The organism is Vibrio sp. 1978 (assembly GCF_033344345.1).
Genome location: NZ_JAWPOP010000001.1, coordinates 54,215 through 74,175, shown reverse-complemented (window position 1 = coordinate 74,175; position 19,961 = coordinate 54,215). Strand labels below are relative to the sequence as shown.

Sequence of the window (19,961 nt, the reverse complement as noted above, 5' to 3'; positions counted from 1 at the left end):
CAATGGTGGGAGCAATTAATGACAACACTGACTATCACTCGTCCTGACGACTGGCACGTTCACTTACGCGATGGGGAAGTTCTTAAAGACACCGTTCGCGACATCAGCCGCTACAATGGCCGTGCGCTGATTATGCCAAATACCGTCCCACCTGTTACTACAACTGAGCTCGCCCTAGCCTACCGTGACCGAATTCTCAAAGAGCAACATGGCGAGCAGTTTGAGCCTTTAATGGCGCTTTACCTTACAGATAACACGACACCAGACGAAGTACGTAAGGCTAAAGCCACCGGAAACATTGTTGCTGCCAAGCTTTATCCTGCAGGCGCTACCACAAACTCAGATTCCGGTGTGACCAATGCGAAAAACATTTATCACGTTTTAGAAGCAATGGAAGAAGTAGGAATGTTACTTTTGGTTCATGGGGAGGTAACACATCACGATATTGATATATTCGACCGAGAAAAAGAATTCCTTGATACCGTCCTCGCTCCTATCGTCAATGACTTCCCTAATCTTAAAATCGTTCTAGAACATATCACCACCGCCGACGCAGCAAACTTCGTTAGCAACGCCTCAGACAACGTAGCGGCTACCATCACTGCCCACCACCTTCTTTTCAACCGTAACCACATGCTTGTGGGTGGTATTAAACCTCATTTCTACTGTTTGCCAATTCTTAAGCGCGGAACCCACCAGCAAGCGCTGATCGAAGCAGCAACTAGTGGTAGCAAGAAGTTTTTCCTAGGTACAGACTCAGCGCCACATGCGAAAGGGGCAAAAGAATCGGCTTGCGGTTGTGCTGGTTCTTACACTGCACACGCAGCGCTAGAGCTTTATGCAGAAGTCTTCGAAAAAGAAGGCAAGTTGGAAAACTTGGAAGCTTTCGCAAGCTTCAACGGTCCTGATTTTTACGGCATTGCACGTAACACAGATACGGTAACGTTAGAAAAATCCGCTTGGGATGTGCCAGAAACGATGCCATTTGGCAATGATATCGTTGTGCCTATTCGAGCAAATGAACAGATCGAGTGGAAAGTGAAGTAAGTACTTTACTGACGTTTCACCTATAAAACAGGGTCATGCTTTTTGTAAAAAGAAGTCATGACCCTTGTTACTATCGTCTCATGTTTTAGATGTGATTATTGACCACGAAGCTTTTCAACCATCGTCCATACCGCAACCACAACTAACCCTGCCACAAAGCCGATAATACCGTTCAATAAAATAGGCAAAATGGCTGTAGCAACCGAATGGCCACTAAAGTTCATAATAATCGGCTCTACAAAGTGATGAATGGCTGGCACGTTGTGCACCACAATTCCTCCACCCACCAAAAACATCGCAGCAGTTCCTACAATGGTTAACAACTTCATCAACTTTGGTGCAAAAGCGACCAAGGCCCCTCCGACTTTCGCCACCCAACCTTTACCGTTTGAGCGACTTTCAAGGTAAAGGCCTAAATCATCTAGCTTCACAATCCCAGCGACTAGTCCATAAACCCCAACCGTCATAATCACTGCAATTAAACTGACAACTAAAATTTGCGTAACAAGACTGGCTCCTGTCACGGTACCTAACGCAATCACGATGATTTCTGCTGAAAGGATAAAGTCTGTTCGAATTGCACCAGAAACTTTACGCCTTTCATACTCTTCTATCGACTCGCCAGTATTAACTAGCTCCTCTTTTCCTTCGTGCGGATGCGAGTGAGGAAACACTTTCTCAAGTACTTTCTCTGCCCCTTCAAAGCAGAGAAATAAGCCGCCAATTAGCAATAATGGCATGATAAGCCATGGAATAATCGCGCTAATAAGTAAAGCTGAAGGAACTAAAATCAATTTATTTTTGAATGAGCCTTTTGCAACCGCCCAAACTACTGGAATCTCTCGCTCAGATGCAACACCAGACACTTGTTGAGCGTTTAACGCTAGATCATCTCCCAACACACCTGCGGTTTTCTTTGCCGCCATTTTTGACATTAAGGCGACATCATCAAGCACCGTGGCAATATCGTCCAACAGTGTGAGTAAACTTGCTCCAGCCATTTTTGGTCTCTTATATGAAATTGAGTAAGTAACAAAATGTAACACCAATGAATCACTCATCAAAGTGATGATTTTGCAAAGAATACCACCCCAAATGGTGTTTTATATTGCCGTAACGATAAGACGGGTCTAGTCTTGTGATACCTTTCAGCAGTCAAAAGAAAAAGTATAGATGAAAAGTGGATACATTTACCCGATCGGTACTCCTGGCCAACCTTGGACCGAAGAAGAACGTAAAGCTTGGTTAGCAACGCAAGAAGTAAAACGTAGCTACCAAGATGAAGTCGTCAGTAAAATCGATGCCCTACGCGGGCATTTTGATGTTGAACAATATGGTGCGCTCTCATACAACGAGGCACGCTTCCCTCTGTTTTGTATCAAAACACGCAATTGGGATTCAACTAAACCTGTTGTGTTGGTCACAGGCGGCGTGCACGGTTACGAAACCAGCGGTGTACATGGCGCATTAAAGTTTGTAGAAACGGAAGCAGAGCGCTATGCAGAGCATTTCAATATTGTCGTTGCCCCCTGCGTAAGCCCTTGGGGTTACGAGGTGATCAACCGCTGGAATCCAAACGCGATTGATCCAAACCGCTCTTTCTATAAGGATAGTCCTGCCGAAGAATCCGCTAACCTCATAAAGCTAGTTGCAACTTTAGGCGATGTGTTAATGCACATTGATCTACATGAAACGACAGATTCTGACGAAACTGAGTTCCGTCCAGCCTTAGCTGCTCGTGATGGTATTGAGTACATTGAAGGTATGATCCCAGATGGCTTTTACACGGTGGGAGATAGTGAAAACCCTCAGCCTGACTTCCAAAAAGCGGTCATTGAGTCAGTTGCAAAAGTGACTCACATTGCACCAGCAGATGAAAACGGCGAAATCATCGGTTCACCCGTCGTACAGTTTGGCGTTATCAACTACCCAATGGTAAAACTGGGCCTGTGTGGCGGCGTAACAAATTGCGTTTACGGCACGACAACGGAAGTGTACCCAGACAGCCCAACGGTGACCGACGAAGAATGCAACGATGCGCAAGTTGCAGCCGTAGTTGGTGGTTTGAATTACGTACTAAGTAAGCTCGAATAACACAGGTTAACAATAAAGCAACTGACGATGTCTTTGAATTGTGAATCAGCTTTACTTTGCTCCAAAAGCAAGTTGAGACATTAATCCGCTAGTTTATTAGAAATTACCGCATTAACATCGCTAACACTGAAGATGCGAAGCATCACGACTTTATGACGCTATTTTAATGCGGTATCTAATAAATCCTAAAATACAAACGACATCTAGACATCATCGTCACTACTAACTCCTCTTCCTGAACAAACTATCGTCATACCATTTAAATCAAACCTCAACCAACGAGCTTCTGAAGCGAAAAACATCCTTAAACAATAAGAAAGCTTAATGCTCTTTGGCTTTATTTTTTAATCACTTACCCAAAAGCACATGCATTAGCCATTGCCTTGTTTTTTATACGCGATTGATCTTTTTAGAGAAACATATATGAACCTCATTGCTTAACCGAAAAAACAAAGATATAATGAAAATAATTATCATTTGTATTTTAATTTTAAATCGAGAACCTCTTTCTCTTTGCATTGAAAGCGGCACTTTTCTTTTGCTAGTTAATCCAGTTTTAAAGCTAAATCAGCACGTTGAATTTTTAGGTATGGCCTAGTGATACTTTGAGGGCTGGATTGTGACCTTAATGTTTATAAAAAATAACTTGGTTATGTTTTGTTGGAATTTAGAACCTATATGCGAATAGATATTCATTATTCGTATTCCATCCCCAAGTCATAAGTTAAGAGAAACTCACTTTATTTTGGGGCAGATTCTGTATGAGTATTCACGTAGTAAGCCTGTTTTTTATACTGTGCTTAACTTCAATTTTCGTCGGCGCAAACCAACTAGATTGGTCGTTATTGCTGACCATGGATGACAAAGCTTGGCTACCGATTACTGCTAGCAGATTACCAAGGCTAATCGCACTAATTCTTACCGGATCTGGTCTCGCAATATGTGGTGTTATTCTTCAACATATTGTTAGAAATCGTTTTGTTGAGCCGGGCACCACAGGCGGTATCGATGCGGCAAAGCTCGGTATTTTGGTATCTATCGTCATGCTTCCATCCTCAGACAAGCTTGAACGTATGCTCTTCGCCGTACTATTTTGCTTCGCCGCTGGCCTTATCTACATTGCCATCGTACGAAAAATTAAATTCAGTAACTCTGCGTTAATACCTGTGATTGGGCTTATGTTTGGTAGTGTACTAAGTGCTATAGCGGAGTTTTATGCTTATCAAAACAACATCTTACAGAGTATGTCCGGTTGGTTAATGGGAGATTTCTCCAAAGTGGTCCAAGAACACTATGAAATAATTTTCTTGATTTTACCCATCACCCTACTGACTTACTTATATGCACATAAGTTTACTGTGATGGGAATGGGCGAAGATGTTGCGTCCAACTTAGGAATTAATATTGCGTTCACTGCCGCCTTGGGTCTAATGCTAGTTTCCGTGACAGTTGCTATAACAGTGGTGACCGTAGGTGCCATTCATTTTATCGGTTTAGTCATACCTAACCTAGTCGCACTAAAATATGGCGATCACCTTAAAAACACCCTACCAATCGTTGCACTAGGCGGCGCTTCGTTACTTATTTTTTGCGATGTCATAGGCAGAGTTGTTGCCTTTCCTTTTGAAGTCCCAATTGGATTAACAGCCAGTGCTATCGGGGGAGTCATGTTTCTTGTGTTTCTTTTGAAAGGAGCACGAGTATGAGATCACATTACTCAAACATGCGAGTGAGCATTATACTCGTTTGCATACTGTCTATCGCCTTTATCTTTACAAGCTCTGGGTGGGATTTTGATTACGTCATCCCTAAGAGGCTGATTAAACTTGGTGCCATAGTTATTGGGGGCAGCTGCGTGGCCATCTCTGCTGTTATTTTCCAAGCTTTAGCTGGTAATCGTATTCTTACGCCATCCATTATGGGATATGAGTCGGTTTATCTGGTTTGGCAAACCCTACTCTTATTACTAGGGGGCACTTCTGGCATTGCTACATTAGGTGTTGTCGGTAATTTCGCTGTCTCTGCAATACTCATTCTGTTGTATTCCTTAGCGATTCAATCTTGGGTACTCAATAGATTTAAACATGACATGCACCAAGTTCTGCTGATTGGCTTTGTTTTGACAATGGTGCTGACAACTCTTGCTCAATTTATCCAGCTCAGAATAAGCCCTGGAGAATTCTCTATCCTTCAAGGGCTCAGCTATACCTCGTTTGAGCGAGCGAAACCTTCTACGTTACTTTTTTCCAGTATTGCGTTAAGCGTTTTGGCACTCTTTGCTAACAGATGGTCACGCGAGCTAGATGTGATAGGTCTAGGTCGAGACCAAGCGATGTCATTAGGACTAAATGATAAGCAATATGTACCAAAGTTCTTTGCTGTAATCGCCATTTTAGTAGCAATTTCGACGAGCTTGATTGGCCCAACGGCTTTTATGGGAATTTTTATTGCCAATATTGCTTATTCCGTTACTAGCGCACCGAACTACAGACACATATTGCTCGTTGCTTGTGCTATTGCAATTGTCATGTTCTTGTCTGGTCAACTTCTGGTAGAGCACTTATTTAACTTTAAAACCACCGTCTCTATTTTGGTGAATGTCCTTTGTGGGGGATATTTCCTAGCCATCACGATAAGAACAAGAAGCCAAATATGAAAACTGTTACTCGCCTGTTTAAAGACAACTCACTGACAAAAAGGAAATACCCCATGTTTAAGAGCCCCCTACGTTTGAGTATCGCGCTTGCTTGCTGCGCTCTAGGAACCTTATCAGGTTGCGAGCCGGAAATAACTAAAATTGAAGATACTCAGCCATTAGAAAAGCTCATCGTGATTGAACACAATCTCGGAGCAACTACTATTTCTCATCGCCCTCAACGAGTGGCAGCATTAGATATGAACGAAGTGGACTTTTTAGATCAGCTAAATGTTCCAATCTCAGGAATGGTGAAAGACTTTGTTCCTCACTTTCTAGCGAAATACAAAGACACACCTGAGATAGCGGATCTTGGTGCGATAGTTCAGCCTAATATGGAAAAGATCTATGCCCTAAAACCAGATCTCGTATTGATGACTCCGCTACATGCTAATCAGTATGAAGAACTCTCTCAACTCGCTCCGACTTTACATTTTGACATCAACTACCGTAATAGTCGTGACCATCACGTCGATACCATTAAGAAACACCTTGTAGAGCTTGGTGAGATCTTTGAAAAGCAGGAGCTAGCCCAACAGAAAGTTGCCGAAATCGATGCAAAAGTCGCAGAAGTGCGCGCTGTTACGAAAGAGCGTTCTGAAAAAGCTTTGGTTGTCATGCATAACAATGGTGCTTTCAGCTCATTTGGCGTTGAGTCTCGTTATGGCTTCGTTTTCGATGTTCTGGGGGTAAAACCAGCGAGTGAAAAAGTGGAGACAGGTTTGCATGGTCAGCCAATTTCTAGCGAGTTCATTAGCCAAGCTGATCCAGACATTCTTTACATCATTGATCGAACAGCAGTAATGGAAGGAAAGCCTGTCATTGATGCGGAACACTTAGCAAACCCACTACTCCGTCAAACCAAAGCATGGAAAAACGACAACGTCGTTTTTGTTGATGCCGATGCTTGGTACATCACTTCAGCAAGCATCACATCTCTGAAAATCATAATTGAAGACATCCTAAAAGGTTACCAAAGCTAAATCTAATAACAATGAGTTGGATCTTAAGTAATTCAACACTCAATCGACGTCAGAACGGATGTGAGCTAGCCCAAACAAAGAAAAGGAATCTATAATGACTCATGACTATCATCAGATAGCGATGGACTCTTCACAGAAAAACAAACCAAGCCCATGTCATATCGCCCTCTTTATTTCACTTCAATTTAGTACTTTTGTCGTACCAATTAGTATCGCTCAAGCTGAAGAAGTCGTAGATGAATCAATGACAGTTTATGGTGAAGCAAACAGAGTTTATGCCGCTGGCAAAGTTTCTCACGCGAGTAATATAGGAATGCTTGGCGACAAAAACTTCATGGAAACGCCTTTCAATACGATTGGATACACAGAAAAACACATTCAAGACCAACAAGCACGCGATATCTCAGATGTAATCTCAGCTTCTGATCCCTCTGTTTTCACCAGCGGTGAAACCGGCTTAAACAAAGAAAGTTTCAAAATAAGAGGTTTCAACTCAGACATTAGCGACGTTATGCTTAATGGATTGTATGGTATCGCTCCTTATTACCGAACCTCTCCTGAAATGTATCAACGTATTGATGTACTTAAAGGTCCTGCTTCTTTGCTCAACGGTATGCCACCGAATGGATCTGTTGGTGGCACCATCAACTTAGTGACAAAAAGAGCACAAGAAACACCAATCACATCTTTCACCGGCAGCTACTTATCGGACACTCAATTCGGAGGACATATCGATATTGGACGTCGCTTTGGTACAAATGAAGAATTTGGTATTCGTTTCAACGGTGCATTTAAAGATGGAGACACCGCGATAAACAACCAAAGCAACAAAACTCAACTTGCATCATTAAGCCTTGATTGGCGTAATGACATTGCTTTCCTTGAAGCAGATTTTTACTACAGTACAGAGCGAGTTGAAGGTGCAAACCGTGGGTTAAGCATCGCTTCTGGTCTCAAAATCCCATCACCTCCTCTATCTGACACATTATTGACGCCAAGTTGGGCCTACAATGATAGCGAAGATAAAGGGATGATGATTCGCGGGGAGCTAAGCGTTAGTGACTCTGTAACTGTGTACAGCGCATTGGGTGGTAGCCGTACAGATTTTCATTCAAATGTACCGCAACGAATCAAAATCATCGATAACGAGGGTAACCTAGAGGTATCTCTCGGATCAGTTAAGCTTGAGAACAAACGGACTTCAGGTGAGATAGGTGTTCGTAGCAACTTTGACACTGGCCCAGTAGAACACCACCTTGTACTGAATAGTACTTACTTTAGAGAAGATAAAAATGATTCTCCAACAGGTAATAATAATCCAGCCCCTTGGAACTCGAATATTTATGATCCTGTTTGGGGACCAGAAAATTCAGTTTACGACAACTACTATGGTTTACCTATCGATTCAACTCAGGTCAGCTATGGCATTGCCGATACGTTATCTTTTGTTGATGGGAAATACCAAATCACGCTCGGCTTGCGTTACCAGAGCATTGATTATGAATCTGGAATAATAATGAACGGAATGTCGCTTCCTACCACCAAGTTTAAGGAAAGTACTTACACTCCCGCACTTGCAGCATTATACAAAGTTTCGAGCTCAGTTTCGCTTTATGGTAACTACACCGAAGGCTTAACGAATGGGAAAACAGCAGGCTCTAGCGCTGCAAACGCAGGAGAGGCTTTTGAACCCCAAAAAACCAAACAGACTGAAGCAGGCGTGAAGCTTGACCTGGACGGCTTTGCTCATACGTTCAGTTTATTTGAGATTAAAAAGCCAAATGGGTACCAAGATCCGGATACCAACATTTTTTCTTTCGGTGGTGAACAGCGCAATCGCGGTATTGAATGGGGGTTCTACGGCACACTATCAAAGGACTATACACTCATCGGTGGTATCGCCTATACAGATGCAGAGATTACAAAAGCAACAGATGTGACAGAGGAGGGGAAACAAGCAACTAAGCTACCCGATTTACAAGCTAAACTCGCATTAGAATGGAACCTCCCTGCGATGCGTGATCTCACGCTTATCGGCCAAGCGAACTATATGTCTGAACAATACATTGATGCACAAAACACTCAGGCATTACCTGCACAGACTATTCTTGATCTTGGCGCACGCTACAACTCAAAAATTGCTGAAACAAGCGTGGTTTGGCGCCTTAGCGTAAACAATGTACTGGATGAAGATTACTGGACAACCACCCACTATGCGGACCTAGCTCTTGGCGCACCACGTACAGTGATGCTGTCAGCTACTGCGGATTTCTAATCCCTCCACCTCCCCTTTAGCCTGCCTTCTAAGGGGGGACTTACTCCCATTTGGCTGTTCATGAAAATTCACAACAAATCAAAGGAAGTACTCATCTTCAACATTCAAGCAGACAAAGAGCTCGCAACACCTACGGCCAAAGTTAATTCAAAACATAATCCATCAACGTCCACTTCCATAGGCTTTATATGAAAAACGATAAGAGCTCAATATGCTCTACCACGTTCTCCTTATTTTCGCTTGATAGGCTAGATAAGGTGACAATATGATAAGTAAAATCAGCCAACATTACGTTACGCCTAGCTTAATGCCAGCCTTAAAGCCATCGATTAAGAAGCTTGCTTTGGGAACGTTTTGTGAAGCACTTGCCGCTGTGGCAAAAGTTGGTGCACTGCTATGCTTGATAAACCTTATCGATAAATTTGCAAACCAATGGATTTACGGTGCCATAGGACTTTGGGCGGCTAGCGCACTTGCCTCATCAGTGGGCTCGTGGTTAGTTCATGATGCCGAGTCGCAGTTTTCCACTCGATTACGTCGCCAAGTTGCTCAGCACTTGACGCGCTTGCCAAGCAAGACCATCTCTCAATATGGTGATAATCAACTGCGTCGCATAGTTTCCGAAGACATCAGCACGCTTCACCACATGGTTGCGCATTTGCCTTCAGAACTCGTGACATTCATTGTCGTACCCGCAACTTCTATTTTTATCATGTTGAATCTCACAGGTCCGGTAGCGATGCTTACTCTGCTCCCTGGTCTAATTGCATCATTGTACTACCTACTCTTTTTACCTAGGTTCGCCGCTAAACATGGCAAAGAGCGCATGACAATAATGGGTGATATCGTTACCGCAGTAAACGACTACACAAGAGGTATCCGAGTAAATCGAATTTACGGCACGCAAGCAGGAGCACTCGACAGCTATAATGATGCCACAAGACGCTTTACTCACGGCATAGTGAAATGGGTTGGTAGCGTTGCCCTTCCAGCAGCAATTGCTACCGCATTACTTCAAGCGGTTTCGACTTTCGCAATGGCCTATACCATTGGCTATGAATTAAGTCCCGTGGCAATGGCGTCGCTATTCTTTTTTGGTTTGGCCGTCGTATCACCCGCACTGAAGCTTGGCCATGGATTGGACTACGTTAACGCAGGAAAGAATGCTGCAAAGAACATCAGCGACTTTTTACAGCAACCACAAATAGAAAGTGGCAGTTTGAGCGCGGGAGAAAAACCGCTATCACTACAAGCATCAAATATCGTAGTGGCTAATGGAACTGTTAATATTATTGATAACTTCTCCCACTACTTCCCACGGGGTTCATTTACAGCCATCATGGGGCCTAGCGGAGCAGGCAAAAGTACGTTACTACGTCTATTAACAGGTCAAGAAACACCTCTTTCAGGCTTCGTTACCTTAGGAGGCAATCAACTGTCTAAACTCTCTGAGATATCCCGATACTCCGCCATACGCTATGTACCCCAAGATATCGGTGTACTCAAAACTACCATTAGGCAGAATTTGAAACTATCAACGCCAAGTTCAAGTGACGACGAGCTGAACCAAGCTTTGCAACAAGCTCAATTAAAGATTGACCTCAATTCTGATGCAAGCGTGCTTTCAGGAGGCGAGCAACAACGTGTCGCAATAGCTAACACATTTCTAACTCAAGCCAACGTTCTATTACTGGATGAACCAACCAGTGCTCTCGATAAAAATACGGCCTTCACTGTGATCAGAAATCTCGCGAAGTTTGCGAAAACACAAGACAAGATATTGATCATAATTACTCACGACTCAGAACTCGCGAAACTTGCAGACACTACATTGATGCTCAACAGAAAGGCTCAACGACAGGATGAAGAAGTATGACGGCTCACAATACCCTCTATTCCAATTCGACAATTCCACAAAGTGCAAAGCACCGTCTATATCGAGTCGCTATAGGTTGGGGACTAGTTGCATTATTTGAGGCAACGGCTTACACATTTCTTGCAATATCTATTGTCGAACAAGCTTCACCATTGAACGTCATAATAGCTGCTGTTCTAACTGTGATAGTTACCGTTATTGTAACTCGTTCTGGATTTCTCTCTGGTGCGAAACTGGCTGGGGATCTTTATTCATCAGTAGGTCATTCGCTCAGTAAAGCAAAGTTAGCTTGGTTTAATGATCAGCATAGAACTCAGCTCACTCAACTAGCAGAACGAGGAATACCTGGCTTTATGGCCATTCCTGCTCATCAGCTACAAACATTTTTACACGCTCCAATGTTACCCATATTTTTAATTATCGGTATTGGGGTCGTTGGAGGAGGTGAAATTGCACTACTCAGTGCCGTATTGTTACTAGTTGCACTGCTCGTTCAGTACAAGGCGCAAAGATACCTAAGTCGCTCAGATAGCGACCGACATGACGCAGAGCTTCAAGCGACTAAATCAACACTTGAGCTCATAGATCACCTTGAGTTACTTCGCTCAACAGCGGGGCCTGAGCGCTCAATCGAGCGTATTGAACAGAGTTGGCACGCACAAGAAGAAGCTCATTCAACTATTAATCGTAACGCTTCTATCGCAACCTTAGTATCAGGATTGGCAACGATTTTACCCCTTGCAGGTATCGCCATCTATCTCGTCTTAGAGCCGATTACTCAACCCTTATTAGTCTTGGCTTTATTGATATTGATTACCCGTGCAGCTGCACCTTTGGGTGAACTCGCGTTGGCAGGCTTTGCGATTAACGACGTAAAATCCTCAATTAAAAATTACGCTCAGTTAACGAATGTCCCTGTTCTGCCTGAGCCTAATCCTCAATTTGCAACCTCCCCCAAAAACCATAAGTTCGAACTGAACCTTGTGGGCCATTTAGATCTCTTTGAAGATGCTAGCACGGAGATCAAACAAGGTGATACCGTCGTCATCAATGGAGTCAGTGGCAGTGGCAAAAGCACTTTACTGGGCCTGTTTCTAAGGTTTGATGATCCTGACCAAGGTCTTATTTCGCTCGGAGGGATAGATCTAAAGAATATCCCTTATGACGTGCTCACCCAGCATATAGCCTATGTTGCTCAAGAACCGGTCATTTTTACTGGCACATTGGCGGATAACATTCGGTTAGGTAATCCCAATGCAAGTGATTATGAAGTTGAGAGCTTTGCAAGACACGCACAATTGGACAAACTTATTGACTCATCTCCTAAAGGAATACATCAAACAGTAGGACAAAGAGGCTCAGGGTTGTCAGGAGGTGAAAGACAGAGAGTCGCAATTGCGCGAGCTCTCATTAAAAAGGCGCCAATCCTCATTTTCGACGAAGCGACGGCAGCATTAGACGAAGCAACCGAAAAAAGTATTGCTCAACATATTCAAACATTGAACTCGACCGTGATTATTGTGACGCATCGCGATCAGAATATATGGTCACCCACATTGGAACTCACGATTGAGGGTAGAAGAGTTATAGTTGCACAGTACAACTCTACTTCCTTGAAAAGTAGGGACAAATTGGCGGCTGAAGAAACTAATAACAATCAATACTTAAATCTAAGCGGTGTCAATTGAGTTTTTTGTCACTTTAGCACATTGTATCATCTAAAGAATCTTACAGGCATGTTGTAAAGCAATAATAATAAAGCGAATTCTCAAGGTTATAATTCTGACTCAATCTGACACAAGATAGACGTAAGTCTTTCCAATACCATCAGCTTTTCGAGTCGGTCATCATACAGCGCATTGTCAATTTTTTTAAAATAGACTCTACACTTTTACAACAATCGATTCTTGTATTGCTCCGGTGTCATGCCGGAGTATTTCTTGAACATCGCGATAAAAGGGCTAGCTTGGTTATAACCTAACGTCAGAGCGACTTCTTTTACGGTCTGCCCTTTACGCAGCAACTCCATAGAATGCAAATAACGTACACGTAAGCGCCACTCAGTAAAGCTCATTCCTAATTCACTCTGGCAATGTCTCGCTAACGTGCGTTCTGTGGTATGCACTTTTGCCGCCCACTCCGCCAAACTGATCTCATCCGTCGGCGATTCTTCTACTGCTTTTAAAATCGGTTCAAGATACTTATTGTCGGTAGTCGGTAAAAAGTGATGTTCGACTTCTTGCTTTGCAAGCTGGTCCAATAACACTTGTACCAAGCGCTTGTCTTCATCAGTTTGCGCCACATTAATGTCTCGCTGACGAAAGTCCTCAATAATAGATGACACGATTGGAGTCACTTTGATCAAGCTCGTTTTAGTTGGAAAATGCGCCGTCAATTCAGGGGCAATGTTCAAAGAACAATATTCGATTGGCTTACGGTTGTAGCTAGTGTGACGAACTCCGGCGGGAACCCAAATAGCAAGATGTGGAGGTGCTAGAAATCTTGTGTCTTCTGCATCCATCTCCAGAATCCCACCGCTGATCAGTTGCACTTGCCCCCAAGGGTGGCTATGAATTCGTGTTTCTGTATTAGAGAGAAACGCTTCGAAATTCATAAATACATCTGATGGCGCACGATCGATTGATAAGGAGGGGTGAAGATTTCTGGCGCTCTTTTTCAAAATTGTCTTCCTATCGCTTACGATGTCTTTTAAGAGATACTTTTTATTATAAAGACCTGCCAGACTAGCGCCATCAATAAATGTGCTATAGGGTTCTCATGATTTATTTACTTCCGTTTTTCACCGTTATGATTTGGGGTGGTAACTCAATTGTGAACAAGATGGCTGCGAGCGCCATTGAACCAAGTGCGATGAGTTTCTACCGTTGGTTTGTCGCAATGGTACTCCTAACGCCATTTTGCCTGCCTGCAATCATCAAACAACGACACATTATTCGACCTTACTTAGCTAAGTTGGCGTTTCTTGCGTTACTTGGTATGGTTCTCAACCAGTCACTTGGATACTATGCCGGTTTAACAACAACGGCCTCTAATATGGCCCTGATCACCTCTTTAGTTCCTTTGCTCAGTGTGTTTTTAAGTGTCCCATTGCTCGGTAAATCTATATCAATGTTAAGTATCGTCGGTGGTGTCATTTCGCTCGGCGGCTTGGCATTTATGCTTGGTCACGGTGATATCACTTACTTTTTACATCAAGACTTAACGCAAGGTGACAGCTTAATGCTCGTTGCTGCCATGGTATACGCGGCTTATTGTGTTCTGCTAAAACGGTGGAAAATGCCATTCAGTAGTCTGACTCTGGTTTACATGCAGGGCTTCTTTTCTGTTTTGATGCTCACACCACTTTGGCTCTCTAGTGAGCAACTGTTACCAAGCCAAGATGCGCTACCGTTAATCGCTTATGCTGGTATTGCTGCTTCCATTTTCGCGCCGCTGATGTGGGTAAAAGCGATTGATTCAATTGGTGCTGATTCAAGCGCTATGTTCATGAACCTAATGCCTGTGGTTTCCGTCATACTTGCTTCAACACTAATTGGTGAGAAAATTTACGCTTACCACATTATTGGTGGGTTGTTAGTCATCTCTGGCGTTATCCTGTCGCAAATAAAAGTAAGACAGAGAAAACCATTGTCCAATTCTGAGATTGCCTCTACCGCCAATTAACATCTACACCTCAAGCCACAGAACTACGCTGTGGCTTGTCACTTCCAGCGTTCGAATAAAAGTTAATATTTTGTTTCATTCGCTATTCCCGAAAATTCATCTTGCTGCTAAATTGGGAAAACAATAACCCATCAAGGAAAGACAGATGAGCAGTGGTCAAAGAGACATTACCCTTCGCTTTTTAGCAGAACCCAGCGACGTAAATTTTGGCGGAAAAGTGCACGGCGGCGCCGTAATGAAATGGATCGACTTGGCAGCGTACGCCTGCTCTGCAGCATGGAGTGGTAAATATTGCATTACCGCATATGCTGGCGGCATTCGGTTTGTTGCGCCGATTCATGTCGGCAACTTAGTCGAAGTTAGCGCGAAAGTCATTTATACCGGACGAAGTTCAATGCACATTGCGATTGACGTGCAAGCCAGTGATCCAAAGCAAATGAAAAACAGACTCACCACTCACTGTATCGTTATCATGGTTGCTGTAGATGAAAACGGAAAACCAACCGATGTACCGAAATGGATTCCAGAGTCAGATGAAGACAAAGCCTTAGAGCAATCCGCTATCCGTCTTATGAACATGCGTAAAGAGATTGGGGAAGAAATGGAAGCACACGTTAAATATCTCAAGTAACTGGCATCCGTTAAGAACGCTATTAAGTACCTCAACGTTACCTAGACCCAGAGTGTGGAGCTACATCATGGTTTTGCCATTTGTTTCACGCTCGCCCTTCTCTGTCATAAATCCTTCACCTAGCTTTGCTTAAATCCATCCATTATTTTAGAGTTGGATAGAGTTTGGATCTTGAGACTAAAAGAAACGACCTTAAGTGAAGAGACGTTGACCAATTTAAAAGCGGTCGAGTACCAGTGGGTGAGAACCATGTACGTCGAGGGGTATAACGAAACAGAAATTAATCATTACATTCAAACTTGCTTTGGCGGCGACGTTACCTTTGCTAATCTATTTCGTCGCGTCGCACTGCAGCAAGAAAGTTTGTACACGCTGCTTCAATACGTTGGATGCGCACCTTCCAGCCGAGAGTTTTAATCTCTTCCTTCCCTACCTCAATTTAGCTTTTTACTAAGCTCTAGTTATTTATGTGAAGTGCTACGCAGGGCATTATTCAAGCCCTGTGTAATCCATTGCAAAGCCGCTAATCTCTATCTACTTATCGCAAAATTGCCTTTAACAGGCATAAAAAAACCTGAGTCTAAACTCAGGTTATGGTTACAAAAACTGTTAGTGATTGAATCGTAAGGAACTAAGCTAACAGCCAGCTATGCGTAACGCCAATAAAAGCCAAGATATTACTGATCGGCGGCCAAACCAAAATTGTAATATCCGTGCTAAGTATAAGGGCGACCATGTGGTCGCCCTTTTCTAGTTATTCTTATCAATCTCAGACCACAAGAGATTATCCTTTCACACCACCAGCGGTTAGACCACCAACCAACCAGCGCTGCGCAAGTAAGAATACGGCAGTGATTGGCACTGCTGAAAGTACAGCAGCTGCGGCAAAGTCACCCCACAAGTAGTTTTGTGGATATAGGTATTGCTGCATACCCACTGCAAGTGTGTACGAGTCTACATCAGAAAGCAGTAGTGACGCTACAGGAACTTCACCAATTACCATGATGAACGACAAGATGAAGACTACCGCTAGGATTGGCACAGACAGTGGCAGCAATACCAAACGGAATGCTTGCCATGGTGTAGCACCATCAAGAGCCGCCGCTTCTTCTAGAGACGAGTCAATACTTTCGAAGTAGCCTTTAATGGTCCATACGTGCAGTGCGATACCACCTAAGTAAGCGAAGATCAGACCGCCATGCGTGTTCAGGCCAAGGAAAGGAATGTACTGACCCAGTTTGTCGAACAACGCGTACAGAGCAACCAGTGCCAACACCGCAGGGAACATCTGGAAGATCATCATCGCTTTAAGAATGGTGTTCTTACCTTTGAACTTCATACGAGCAAACGCGTAAGCCGATGTGGTTGATAGCGCCACGATTAGGATTGCAGAAATACCACCCACTTTTACAGAGTTCCACAGCCATGTCATTACTGGGAATGGTGGCGGTGTAACTGTACCGTCTGGATTAGTCACCGAGAAACCTAATGCCAATTTCCAGTGATCAAGTGTTGGGTTGTCTGGGATCAGGCTACCCGTTGCAAAGTTACCTTCACGGAATGAAATCGCGATGATCATCAGTAAAGGGAAAATAATCAGTGCCAAGAATGCCCACATTGCAATATGAGTAGCCCAAACACGATACTTTAATGACTTACCTTGTACCATTGCCATTGTAATTTCTCCTTAGTCCTGAGCTACTTTAGTTACGCGTAGGTTGATAAGTGCCAATGCGCCAACCAATAGGAAGATAAGCGTTGCTACTGCACTTGCTAGACCGAAGTCTTGACCACCAGCACCTTCGAATGCGATTCGGTAGGTGTAACTTACTAGCAGGTCGGTGTAACCCGCAGGCTCTGATGTACCAATCATGTTTGGACCACCGCCAGTCAACAACTGGATAAGTACGAAGTTGTTGAAGTTAAATGCAAAACTCGCGATCAACAATGGTGTTAACGGCTTCAACATCATTGGTAGTGTGATACGTGTGAAGTTCGTGACAAAGTTCGCACCATCAATGGCTGATGCTTCATATAAATCGTCTGGAATCGCTTTTAGTAAGCCCATACACAAAATCATCATGTAAGGGAAACCAAGCCAAGTATTAACAATTAAGATCATGGTTTTCGCCATGAACGGATCAGAGAACCAAGCCGGGCTAATGCCGAATAAGCCTTCCAACAACATGTTGATCTCACCAAAGCTTTGGTTAAACAAACCTTTAAAGATCAAGATAGAAATAAACGCCGGAACTGCATAAGGCAGGATTAGCAACAAACGGTAAACTGAGCGACCTTTAAGTGCTTCCCACTGAACCACACTGGCAAGGACAAGACCAATAACAAGCGTAAACAATACGGTTAGCGCAGAGAAAACAATGGTCCAGATAAAGATACTGATAAACGGCTCTTTGATACCATCATCTTTCCAAACACGCTCAAAGTTGTGGGTACCAATGTTCACCACGAAACCTGGTGACACTGTGCTGCCAACAAATTGACCGTTTTCATCGACAGGCTGGTAGTAACCTACTTCCATATTTGGACGTAGCGTTTCTTCAGTCCGGTTGTTGTAAAGCGTTTCACCATCTTCTTGTAATGTGTACAAAGGCACAACTGCAGCAAATTTGCGCAGCCCACTCATACGGATATCATCACCGCTTGGCAAATGTAAATCGACACTGCTCAACGCACTGCGGTTCTTAACAATCGCCTTGATTGATTCTTTTTCACCCGTCACTTCTTCAATTGGTGAAAGATCAAACTCCGATGCTGAAAGGTTATCAAGCTGAAAAGTCGGGCTTGCAAGTAGCTCACCATCTTTTTCAACCACAAGTTGATGGCCTTGCTCCGTTTTATACAAAGTGAACGGGTAGCTATCACCACTTTGGTAAGTTCGGTCCAAAAGTACGTTCTGAGCGCGATCAAAAGAGAGTTGGTTCTTCGCGCTATAGTTGGTAAACGCCAAACCTATGGTGTACGCCAAAGGAAAAAGAATGAAAAGGATCATCCCTGCTATACCAGGGTAGATGTAACGGTGTGCGTACGTCTTTTTACTACCAAAGATGAACAACGCTAAAGCGGTAAGAATGAGCGTAAGTAGTGCAAACGCAATCTCACCGCGAGAATACATAAGGATTGTTGCGTAGCCATTGATGATGCCGACTGTGCCTAAAAGTGACCATTTCATGAACACTTTTTTGCTGCTCGGAAGGCTGGCTTCTGGTGCTGTCATAGCATTTGTACCTTGAACTGACTGCATAGGGAACCTGCTAGCGAATATAGAATAAATATAGAAAAGTAAGGAGGAGTTGCCTCCTCCTTAAAAAGGTCTTACTTAATTATTTAGTCATTTGTTTTTCTGCATCTGCAAGAGCTGCATCGACAGTTTGACGACCGTCAACTACGTTGATGATTGCGTTCTTAGCCGCACCCCAGAATGCGTTCATTTGAGGGATATTTGGCATGATTTCGCCGTTCATCGCATTGTCCATTGTTGCAGCGATACGAGTATCTGAATCTAGCTCACGTTGGAACGAGTTAAGCGCTACCGCACCTAGAGGCTTATCGTTGTTAACCATACGTAGGCCATCGTTTGTTAGTAGGTAGTTCTCAATGAACTCAACTGCTAGGTCTTTGTTTGGAGACGCAGTGCTGATACCAGCTGTTAGAACACCAACGAATGGCTTAGAAGATTGACCTTGGAACTTAGGTAGCGTAGTCACGCCGTAGTTAACGCCTGACTTCTCAATGTTGCCCCAAGACCATGGACCGTTGATCGTCATCGCTGTTTTGCCTTGGTTGAACGCAGACTCAGACACGGAGTAATCCATATCCGCAGAGATTACGCCTTTATCAACTAAGCCTTTTACGAAGCTCATTGCGTCTTTAACGCCTTCTTTCGCGATACCAGCGTCTTTAACATCGTAACCTTCAGAAGTGTATTTGAACGCGTAGCCGCCATCAGCCGCCATTAGTGGCCAAGTGAAGTACGGTTCTTTTAGGTTCCACATGATTGCAGACTTGCCGTCTTTTTTAAGTTTTGCATCTAATGCTGCAACCTCTTCCCAAGACTTTGGTGGGTTTGGAACTAAGTCTTTATTGTAGATTAGAGATAGAGACTCAACCGCAACTGGATAGCCGATCAATTTGCCGTCGTAACGTACTGCATCCCAAGCGAAATCAACGATACCTTCTTGAATATTCTTAGAAGGTTTAATTTCTGCTAGCAGGCCAGCTTCTGCGTAACCACCGAAACGGTCGTGAGCCCAGAATACGATATCAGGACCGTCGCCAGTCGCTGCAGTTTGAGGGAATTTGTCTTGAAGGCCATCTGGGTGAGCCACAGTCACTTTAATGCCTGTGTCTTCTTCAAATTTCTTACCAACTTCAGCAAGGCCGTTGTAGCCTTTATCACCGTTGATCCAGATAGTAAGTTGTCCTTCTTCGATGGCAGCATTAGCACCAAAAGAACCCAAAGCAACAAGAGTACCTAGTGCTACAGCGCTTAACTTTTTCATGTTCGTATCCTTTTTATATTTTTGATGTAGGGCTAGTCCATTGAGGTTCAGCCGTATTTCGACATATATCATCTGAAATAATCCAATATGTCTCATCCTCCTAATCCCTACGCCCTTACAATTATGACGTATTTTCGTGATCTAAATCGCCAAGGG

16 protein-coding genes are annotated in these 19,961 nt (G+C 43.6%); 11 read left to right on the top strand and 5 right to left on the bottom strand.

Annotation, left to right across the window (positions count from 1 at the left end; genetic code table 11):
- The first annotated feature begins 18 nt into the window (after positions 1 to 18).
- Positions 19 to 1,047, top strand: a complete 1,029-nt coding sequence (gene pyrC, locus R8N49_RS00315; protein ID WP_053350086.1) for a dihydroorotase — start codon at positions 19 to 21, stop codon at positions 1,045 to 1,047.
- A gap of 95 nt (positions 1,048 to 1,142) precedes the next feature.
- Here the strand turns inward: pyrC and R8N49_RS00310 are convergent, their stop codons facing one another.
- Positions 1,143 to 2,048: a DUF808 domain-containing protein gene (locus R8N49_RS00310; RefSeq protein ID WP_318189845.1), complete on the bottom strand. Its 906-nt coding sequence runs from the start codon at positions 2,046 to 2,048 to the stop codon at positions 1,143 to 1,145.
- A gap of 172 nt (positions 2,049 to 2,220) precedes the next feature.
- On the opposite strand from R8N49_RS00310, the gene R8N49_RS00305 reads away from it, so the two are divergent.
- The 7 genes from R8N49_RS00305 (at position 2,221) to R8N49_RS00275 (ending at position 12,658) form a co-directional block, all read left to right on the top strand.
- Positions 2,221 to 3,141: a M14 family metallocarboxypeptidase gene (locus tag R8N49_RS00305; protein ID WP_054578652.1), complete on the top strand. Its 921-nt coding sequence runs from the start codon at positions 2,221 to 2,223 to the stop codon at positions 3,139 to 3,141.
- 761 nt (positions 3,142 to 3,902) lie between these two features.
- Positions 3,903 to 4,847, top strand: a complete 945-nt coding sequence (locus tag R8N49_RS00300; protein ID WP_033906772.1) for an ABC transporter permease — start codon at positions 3,903 to 3,905, stop codon at positions 4,845 to 4,847.
- On the top strand, positions 4,844 to 5,797 hold the full coding sequence (locus tag R8N49_RS00295; RefSeq protein WP_053307879.1) for an iron chelate uptake ABC transporter family permease subunit: 954 nt from the start codon (positions 4,844 to 4,846) through the stop codon (positions 5,795 to 5,797). Before R8N49_RS00300 ends, R8N49_RS00295 begins: the two co-directional genes overlap by 4 nt.
- 53 nt (positions 5,798 to 5,850) lie before the next feature.
- Entirely contained in the window at positions 5,851 to 6,819 is a 969-nt protein-coding gene (locus tag R8N49_RS00290; RefSeq protein ID WP_054701806.1) for a siderophore ABC transporter substrate-binding protein, read from the top strand.
- A gap of 94 nt (positions 6,820 to 6,913) precedes the next feature.
- Positions 6,914 to 9,094, top strand: coding sequence for a TonB-dependent receptor (locus R8N49_RS00285; RefSeq protein WP_132936315.1), 2,181 nt, complete (start codon positions 6,914 to 6,916; stop codon positions 9,092 to 9,094).
- A gap of 265 nt (positions 9,095 to 9,359) precedes the next feature.
- Complete coding sequence (locus tag R8N49_RS00280) at positions 9,360 to 10,970, top strand: ATP-binding cassette domain-containing protein (RefSeq protein WP_186585143.1); 1,611 nt, start codon at positions 9,360 to 9,362, stop codon at positions 10,968 to 10,970.
- Positions 10,967 to 12,658 (top strand): ABC transporter ATP-binding protein, encoded by a 1,692-nt coding sequence (locus R8N49_RS00275; protein WP_033906768.1) that lies wholly within the window; start codon positions 10,967 to 10,969, stop codon positions 12,656 to 12,658. The genes R8N49_RS00280 and R8N49_RS00275 overlap by 4 nt, the downstream gene beginning before the upstream one ends.
- 203 nt (positions 12,659 to 12,861) lie before the next feature.
- Here R8N49_RS00275 and R8N49_RS00270 read toward each other — a convergent pair whose 3' ends face one another.
- On the bottom strand, positions 12,862 to 13,650 hold the full coding sequence (locus tag R8N49_RS00270) for an AraC family transcriptional regulator (RefSeq protein WP_047101782.1): 789 nt from the start codon (positions 13,648 to 13,650) through the stop codon (positions 12,862 to 12,864).
- A gap of 98 nt (positions 13,651 to 13,748) precedes the next feature.
- On the opposite strand from R8N49_RS00270, the gene R8N49_RS00265 reads away from it, so the two are divergent.
- The 3 genes from R8N49_RS00265 (at position 13,749) to R8N49_RS00255 (ending at position 15,702) form a co-directional block, all read left to right on the top strand.
- Positions 13,749 to 14,654, top strand: a complete 906-nt coding sequence (locus R8N49_RS00265) for a DMT family transporter (RefSeq protein ID WP_158155415.1) — start codon at positions 13,749 to 13,751, stop codon at positions 14,652 to 14,654.
- A 145-nt stretch (positions 14,655 to 14,799) separates the two neighbouring features.
- Entirely contained in the window at positions 14,800 to 15,285 is a 486-nt protein-coding gene (locus R8N49_RS00260) for an acyl-CoA thioesterase (RefSeq protein ID WP_005375279.1), read from the top strand.
- Positions 15,286 to 15,456: 171 nt separating this feature from the next.
- Entirely contained in the window at positions 15,457 to 15,702 is a 246-nt protein-coding gene (locus R8N49_RS00255) for a hypothetical protein (RefSeq protein ID WP_005375277.1), read from the top strand.
- A 367-nt stretch (positions 15,703 to 16,069) separates the two neighbouring features.
- Here R8N49_RS00255 and malG read toward each other — a convergent pair whose 3' ends face one another.
- The 3 genes from malG to malE form a co-directional block, all read right to left on the bottom strand.
- Entirely contained in the window at positions 16,070 to 16,960 is an 891-nt protein-coding gene (gene malG / locus R8N49_RS00250) for a maltose ABC transporter permease MalG (protein ID WP_005375275.1), read from the bottom strand.
- Positions 16,961 to 16,972: 12 nt separating this feature from the next.
- Entirely contained in the window at positions 16,973 to 18,547 is a 1,575-nt protein-coding gene (gene malF, locus R8N49_RS00245; protein WP_005375273.1) for a maltose ABC transporter permease MalF, read from the bottom strand.
- Positions 18,548 to 18,626: 79 nt separating this feature from the next.
- Positions 18,627 to 19,805 (bottom strand): maltose/maltodextrin ABC transporter substrate-binding protein MalE, encoded by a 1,179-nt coding sequence (gene malE, locus R8N49_RS00240; protein ID WP_005375272.1) that lies wholly within the window; start codon positions 19,803 to 19,805, stop codon positions 18,627 to 18,629.
- Between the last annotated feature and the right edge of the window lie 156 nt (positions 19,806 to 19,961).

Bases quoted from the DNA above. Each gene is read 5' to 3' on its own strand.
- R8N49_RS00300 (WP_033906772.1), top strand. From the start codon at position 3,903: ATGAGTATTCACGTAGTAAGCCTGTTTTTTATACTGTGCTTAACTTCA.
- R8N49_RS00265 (WP_158155415.1), top strand. From the start codon at position 13,749: ATGATTTATTTACTTCCGTTTTTCACCGTTATGATTTGGGGTGGTAAC.
- R8N49_RS00310 (WP_318189845.1), bottom strand. From the start codon at position 2,048: ATGGCTGGAGCAAGTTTACTCACACTGTTGGACGATATTGCCACGGTG.
- R8N49_RS00260 (WP_005375279.1), top strand. From the start codon at position 14,800: ATGAGCAGTGGTCAAAGAGACATTACCCTTCGCTTTTTAGCAGAACCC.
- R8N49_RS00305 (WP_054578652.1), top strand. From the start codon at position 2,221: ATGAAAAGTGGATACATTTACCCGATCGGTACTCCTGGCCAACCTTGG.
- R8N49_RS00285 (WP_132936315.1), top strand. From the start codon at position 6,914: ATGACTCATGACTATCATCAGATAGCGATGGACTCTTCACAGAAAAAC.
- R8N49_RS00280 (WP_186585143.1), top strand. From the start codon at position 9,360: ATGATAAGTAAAATCAGCCAACATTACGTTACGCCTAGCTTAATGCCA.
- malE (WP_005375272.1), bottom strand. From the start codon at position 19,805: ATGAAAAAGTTAAGCGCTGTAGCACTAGGTACTCTTGTTGCTTTGGGT.
- pyrC (WP_053350086.1), top strand. From the start codon at position 19: ATGACAACACTGACTATCACTCGTCCTGACGACTGGCACGTTCACTTA.
- R8N49_RS00295 (WP_053307879.1), top strand. From the start codon at position 4,844: ATGAGATCACATTACTCAAACATGCGAGTGAGCATTATACTCGTTTGC.
- R8N49_RS00275 (WP_033906768.1), top strand. From the start codon at position 10,967: ATGACGGCTCACAATACCCTCTATTCCAATTCGACAATTCCACAAAGT.
- R8N49_RS00290 (WP_054701806.1), top strand. From the start codon at position 5,851: ATGTTTAAGAGCCCCCTACGTTTGAGTATCGCGCTTGCTTGCTGCGCT.
- malG (WP_005375275.1), bottom strand. From the start codon at position 16,960: ATGGCAATGGTACAAGGTAAGTCATTAAAGTATCGTGTTTGGGCTACT.
- malF (WP_005375273.1), bottom strand. From the start codon at position 18,547: ATGCAGTCAGTTCAAGGTACAAATGCTATGACAGCACCAGAAGCCAGC.